The following is a 4,550-nucleotide window of genomic DNA, read 5'->3' as shown; positions in this document are numbered from 1 at the left end:
CTAGTAAGATAGGTTTCAGTCTTGTCCAGTGTTCATCTTTGAGCATGGTGCGAGGCATAGCGAACGATATCTTTTTTGTGTGAGAACTTAAAGATTAACCGTTCGCTATTTTTTTTGCCATAAATTTGTCGCCAATGTTCAACACGCCCTATATCTTAGTAGTTTCTTACTATATGAGCGAAAAAATATAAAAGTGTAAACTATAGACACAAGTTCATCTAATAATTAAACCAATTTGAACTATTATTAATAGTTAATTTTATCTAGATAAATCTCAAAAAATAGGATTTGTTAAAAACTTAACAAGTCCTAATATAAGTACAATAATTAGAATCAATAAATCTTATTCTTATACTTTAATCTCTCTAACCAACATAAATGCTTCGGCAGCATGGATACCTACGCTATAGCCTCGATGCTTAGCGAGCAGTTCTATATGTTGCAAGTTACGCGTATGAGGCACCTCACGCATCTCCTCATGATAAGCTCCTGCTGCACGCATTTTGATAGCTAAGTAATCGGTAATATCTATAAATACGTTAGGTAAAAAAGGCGCTACACTGAGTGTTTGCCATTCTGTACTCGAAATCACTTCAAAAGCATAGATAGATTTTACAGAAAACCCCGGCTGTGGCCGACAAGCAGTCATTACAGCTTTATGAGTGACTTGATGATCAACATTCAAGTCGCCTATATGATGAGTATATATAATCTCTGGCGCTATTTTTGATATTACAACTTCCACCTCTTTTACGATATATAATAGCGCTATACTATCCATGCAGTTATCGGGAAAGCTTAGGTTAGTAAAAGAGCTAACTCCTAAAATTTCAGCAGCTTGTTGAGCAGCGCTTGAGCGCTCAGCAACTTCTTCTGCCACTACCTCACGCGAACCCACACCATCAGTCATAAATAACAAATGTACTTGATCACCCTCTGCTACGTGCCGAGCAATAGTGCCGCCACAACCCATAGCTTCATCGTCGGTATGCGCCGCGACTACCAGAATTATTTTACTCATCAAACAAATTCCAGTTGGTTGGCGTACCACGGGTAACGGCTATTTTTAAGCGCTTGCCAATGATCTCACGCTCATGCTTCGGCGCCAAACCAAAACCTGGTCTAATACGGCGAATACTATCTGGGGTAACTAGACTCCCTGCTGGCATGTCTTTGACAAAATAAACCGAACGTCTAAATCGTAGATTGGCTTCTTCAGCGGGTTTTCTCTCATAACCAGCTTGACCGAGAGATAGCCAAGCGTCTTTTGTTTGCTCAACTAAAGCTGTTAATTCATTAGGCTCTATCGAAAACTCCGAATCAGGACCTTTATCATTTCTATCTAAGATGAAATGTTTTTCAATAAGTGTGGCACCCAAGCCTGTAGCAACCACAGAAGCGATATTTGAGATAGTATGATCAGACAAACCAATTTGTATCCCTAGCTTTTTTCTCATGTCAGGAAGGGTTAACAAGTTAGACTGCTCTATTGGTGCCGGATAACTACTCAGACAATGCAGCAATATTAAGTCCTTGCAGCCCGCATCTTGTGCTGCAGCCACCATTTCAGAAATCTCTTCGAAATTGGCCATACCTGTTGACATGATCATTGGCTTTTTAGTAGCCGCTACATATCTTATCAGTGGCAGATCTGTGGCTTCAAATGAAGCTATTTTATAGGCAGGGACATTCATGTCTTCTAATAAATCAACCGCCGTTTCATCAAAAGGCGTAGAAAAACAAGTAACGCCTATATTGCGCGCATGCTCAAACATCTCTTTATGCCATGCGAACGGGGTTTGCGCTTGCTTATACAAATCATACAGCTTATACCCATCCCATAAACCACCGTTAATCATAAAGTCTTCAGTATCACAATCGATTGTCATCGTATCTGCAGAGTAAGTTTGCAGTTTGATAGCATCCGCACCACAATTTTTGGCTGCGGTGATAGTATCAAGCGCTTTTTGCAGCACCCCGTTATGGTTGGCTGAAAGCTCTGCCAAGATGTACGGTGGAAAATCTTGACCTATTTTTCGTCCAGCAATATCTATGTAAGACATCTATAAATCCTTTAGTTTAATTTTTACTCGAGCGATGACAGTATTTGCAGTTAACTCAGCTTGGTCAAATTCTAGCTGGTATAAGCCTTTATCTATAAAAGCTTTAGGATAACCTGGCGCATCCAACATGCGTATATAGTCATATAACTGTTTTGGCACTAAGTCGCTAGGTATTTCACTTTGTTTAGGGGTTCGGCGCTGAAATACTACCGTATCACCTCGCTGCGGTATAGGTTGTATTTGATCAGCAATAATTTTTGCTATCATCTCCCATGCGCTTTGGCTAGCACGGTTGTAAATAGCTTCTGCACTGCCAGCTAAACTAAGCGCTTGCTTTAAATAGACCGGTCCCGTATCCAGGTCTTTTTCCATCTGTAATGCGGTTAGTACAGTGTCTTTATGACCACGAACTATAAGGTTTTGCAGTGGCGAGCCACCTCGGCCATAAGGCACATCAGTCATATGAAAACAGACGCATTCATAGTTGTTGAGTATCTCGGCAGGTACAATCCAGCGCCAATGTGGGAAAAATATATACTTTGGGTCAAAGCCTGCTGCTAACTTAGCTTTTAATTCAGTTGGAGTAGAGACGTAAGCCCAACTGCCAGAGAGCTTAGCAACATATTCATCGAATAGCGTTTTGTTCCAGTCCCCTACTGCGGCAACGATATAATTCATAAGTCGTTCTTAGTTGATGGCTTAGTCAATTGCATAGTCATTACTTTCTCACCATTTTGATCAAAAGAGTCTACTACAGAAAAGCCAAATTTTATATATAGATTCACGGCTATAGTATTTGACTCATAGACTTCTAGACTTATTACTTTAAGCTCCATACAGCTGTCAAAGAATGCTAAAGCAGACTCCATCAGAATAGAACCTGCCTTATCTACTTTTTCATATAGATTGGCATAGACCCCAAACACTGCACTTTGCTTAGTCTGGTCAATATCAGTGAAATAGATAACCCCAACAATACTTTGTCGATACTCAACCATAAAATATTGCTTTTCAGCATTGTTTTGTAGCGATTCGATAAACTTTAAGTGGCTGTGCTCATCAATAATATCTTGACTGTGCATCTGCGCTCTCACCTTTGGGTGATTGCGCATCTCAAGGATTTGCATCTCGCTCTCATAGGACAAAGTGGTAAAATTTAATAACTTTACTTTACCAAAGCTTTGAGTATCTACTATCATAACTAAATACCTTTTTAACTAGGTGATTCTTATTATATGGCTAACCACTCTTTTACTTCCTAATCCGTCGACAATAGATTGCGCACGAGTAGCTATAGGCAATATCCACTGATCTACAGTCGACATTAGAAAGGTGAGTTCACTAGTATCTTTAAGCAACTTGATAGCGGTGTCAGTTGCTAAGGCTTCTGCTATTTGTCGTTGGTTTTCGGCAATCACTAACTGAATAGTTGGCAAACCTAAGCAGCAACGCTCCCAAGTAGTAGCGCCCGCTGCACCGATAGCTAAGTCAGCATTACTCATTAACTCTGCCATATTAATAACATTGACTTTTACTGTAGTTTTTACTGACATGTTTGCTGCTTGATGTTGCACTAATTGTAAATGCGGTGCTGTTGCACCCATAACTACTACAATTTTTACTTGAGGACTTATCTCTATGCTAGCTAATTGCTGCAGTATTTTGCCTGTATAGTTGTCAGGATCAGCGCCACCCAAAGTGACTAAGATAGAATTTATAGAGGTGGCACCCTTACGGCGTGCAAGGCTATAGTCACGCCATAAAGCAAATTCTGCTCTTAACAACGCAAAATTAGTACCTAACAAAACTTTGCAACTTTTAGGTATTAAGCCATCATATTTTTTGACAGTTGCACCATAGTTTTGATCTAGCAATAAATCAGCTACATGTCCTCTATCACCCAAATCATCAATGACCATTAGCTTTTTGTAATGGGATTTTAATGCTTGCTGCCAGTTTTGATCTAATGCATAGTGGTCAACTACTAACCAATCTGGCTGTAGTTTTTCTAAAATAGTTAAACACTCTTTAGCATCTTGCTTTTGCGTAGTACCAAGCCAATTAGCATGAAAAAGTGGCTTCTGTTCACTGGTTAATAAGCTATAATCAGCATTGTCATAACTACAAGACTCAATGATATAAACTAAAAAACCGGATTGCTGGATTTTATCTATTAAGTTACCTATATGATTACGACAGATAAAATAGCACCTATAACCTTGCTCATGTAATGCGCTGGCTAAAGTTAAACAGCGCATTACATGACCTGTGCCCATTTGTACAGAAGCGTCAACACGAAATACAACTGTCATAGCTTTGGTACTTTCAATGCTCATTGTCAGATCTTTTTTTATAAATAGCTAGGGGCTGTATAGAATTGGGGATTAGTTGAAAAAAATAAGCAACGCCTTACACTCTTGTTTACCACAACAAAGAGAAAAGGCGTCACTTATGGCTCGTACCATGCTCACTGATGAACAATGGCAA

Annotated in this window: 5 protein-coding genes; all 5 read right to left on the bottom strand. The window is 39.5% G+C overall.

Annotated features, from left to right (window positions below; translation table 11 throughout):
- Window positions 1–349: 349 nt before the first annotated feature.
- Genes JMW90_RS13195 through pseG form a run of 5 tightly spaced genes read right to left on the bottom strand, consistent with a single transcriptional unit; the run spans window position 350 to window position 4,399 of the window.
- On the bottom strand, window positions 350–1,021 hold the full coding sequence (locus JMW90_RS13195; RefSeq protein ID WP_201564715.1) for a PIG-L deacetylase family protein: 672 nt from the start codon (window positions 1,019–1,021) through the stop codon (window positions 350–352).
- Window positions 1,014–2,063: a pseudaminic acid synthase gene (gene pseI, locus JMW90_RS13190; protein ID WP_201564714.1), complete on the bottom strand. Its 1,050-nt coding sequence runs from the start codon at window positions 2,061–2,063 to the stop codon at window positions 1,014–1,016. Before pseI ends, JMW90_RS13195 begins: the two co-directional genes overlap by 8 nt.
- Window positions 2,064–2,741, bottom strand: a complete 678-nt coding sequence (locus JMW90_RS13185; protein ID WP_201564713.1) for a formyl transferase — start codon at window positions 2,739–2,741, stop codon at window positions 2,064–2,066.
- Window positions 2,738–3,262, bottom strand: coding sequence for a UDP-4-amino-4,6-dideoxy-N-acetyl-beta-L-altrosamine N-acetyltransferase (gene pseH / locus JMW90_RS13180; protein ID WP_201564711.1), 525 nt, complete (start codon window positions 3,260–3,262; stop codon window positions 2,738–2,740). The genes JMW90_RS13185 and pseH overlap by 4 nt, the downstream gene beginning before the upstream one ends.
- 18 nt (window positions 3,263–3,280) lie before the next feature.
- Entirely contained in the window at window positions 3,281–4,399 is a 1,119-nt protein-coding gene (gene pseG / locus JMW90_RS13175; protein ID WP_201564709.1) for a UDP-2,4-diacetamido-2,4,6-trideoxy-beta-L-altropyranose hydrolase, read from the bottom strand.
- Window positions 4,400–4,550 lie beyond the last annotated feature (151 nt).

This window comes from Psychrobacter glacincola (assembly GCF_904846215.1).
In the GTDB taxonomy this organism is placed as follows: Bacteria; Pseudomonadota; Gammaproteobacteria; order Pseudomonadales; family Moraxellaceae; genus Psychrobacter; species Psychrobacter glacincola.
Note: the sequence above shows the minus strand (reverse complement) of the source record. Positions and strands in the feature narration are given on the sequence as shown.

Bases quoted from the DNA above. Each gene is read 5' to 3' on its own strand.
- pseI (WP_201564714.1), bottom strand. From the start codon at position 2,063: ATGTCTTACATAGATATTGCTGGACGAAAAATAGGTCAAGATTTTCCA.
- pseH (WP_201564711.1), bottom strand. From the start codon at position 3,262: ATGATAGTAGATACTCAAAGCTTTGGTAAAGTAAAGTTATTAAATTTT.
- JMW90_RS13185 (WP_201564713.1), bottom strand. From the start codon at position 2,741: ATGAATTATATCGTTGCCGCAGTAGGGGACTGGAACAAAACGCTATTC.
- pseG (WP_201564709.1), bottom strand. From the start codon at position 4,399: ATGAGCATTGAAAGTACCAAAGCTATGACAGTTGTATTTCGTGTTGAC.
- JMW90_RS13195 (WP_201564715.1), bottom strand. From the start codon at position 1,021: ATGAGTAAAATAATTCTGGTAGTCGCGGCGCATACCGACGATGAAGCT.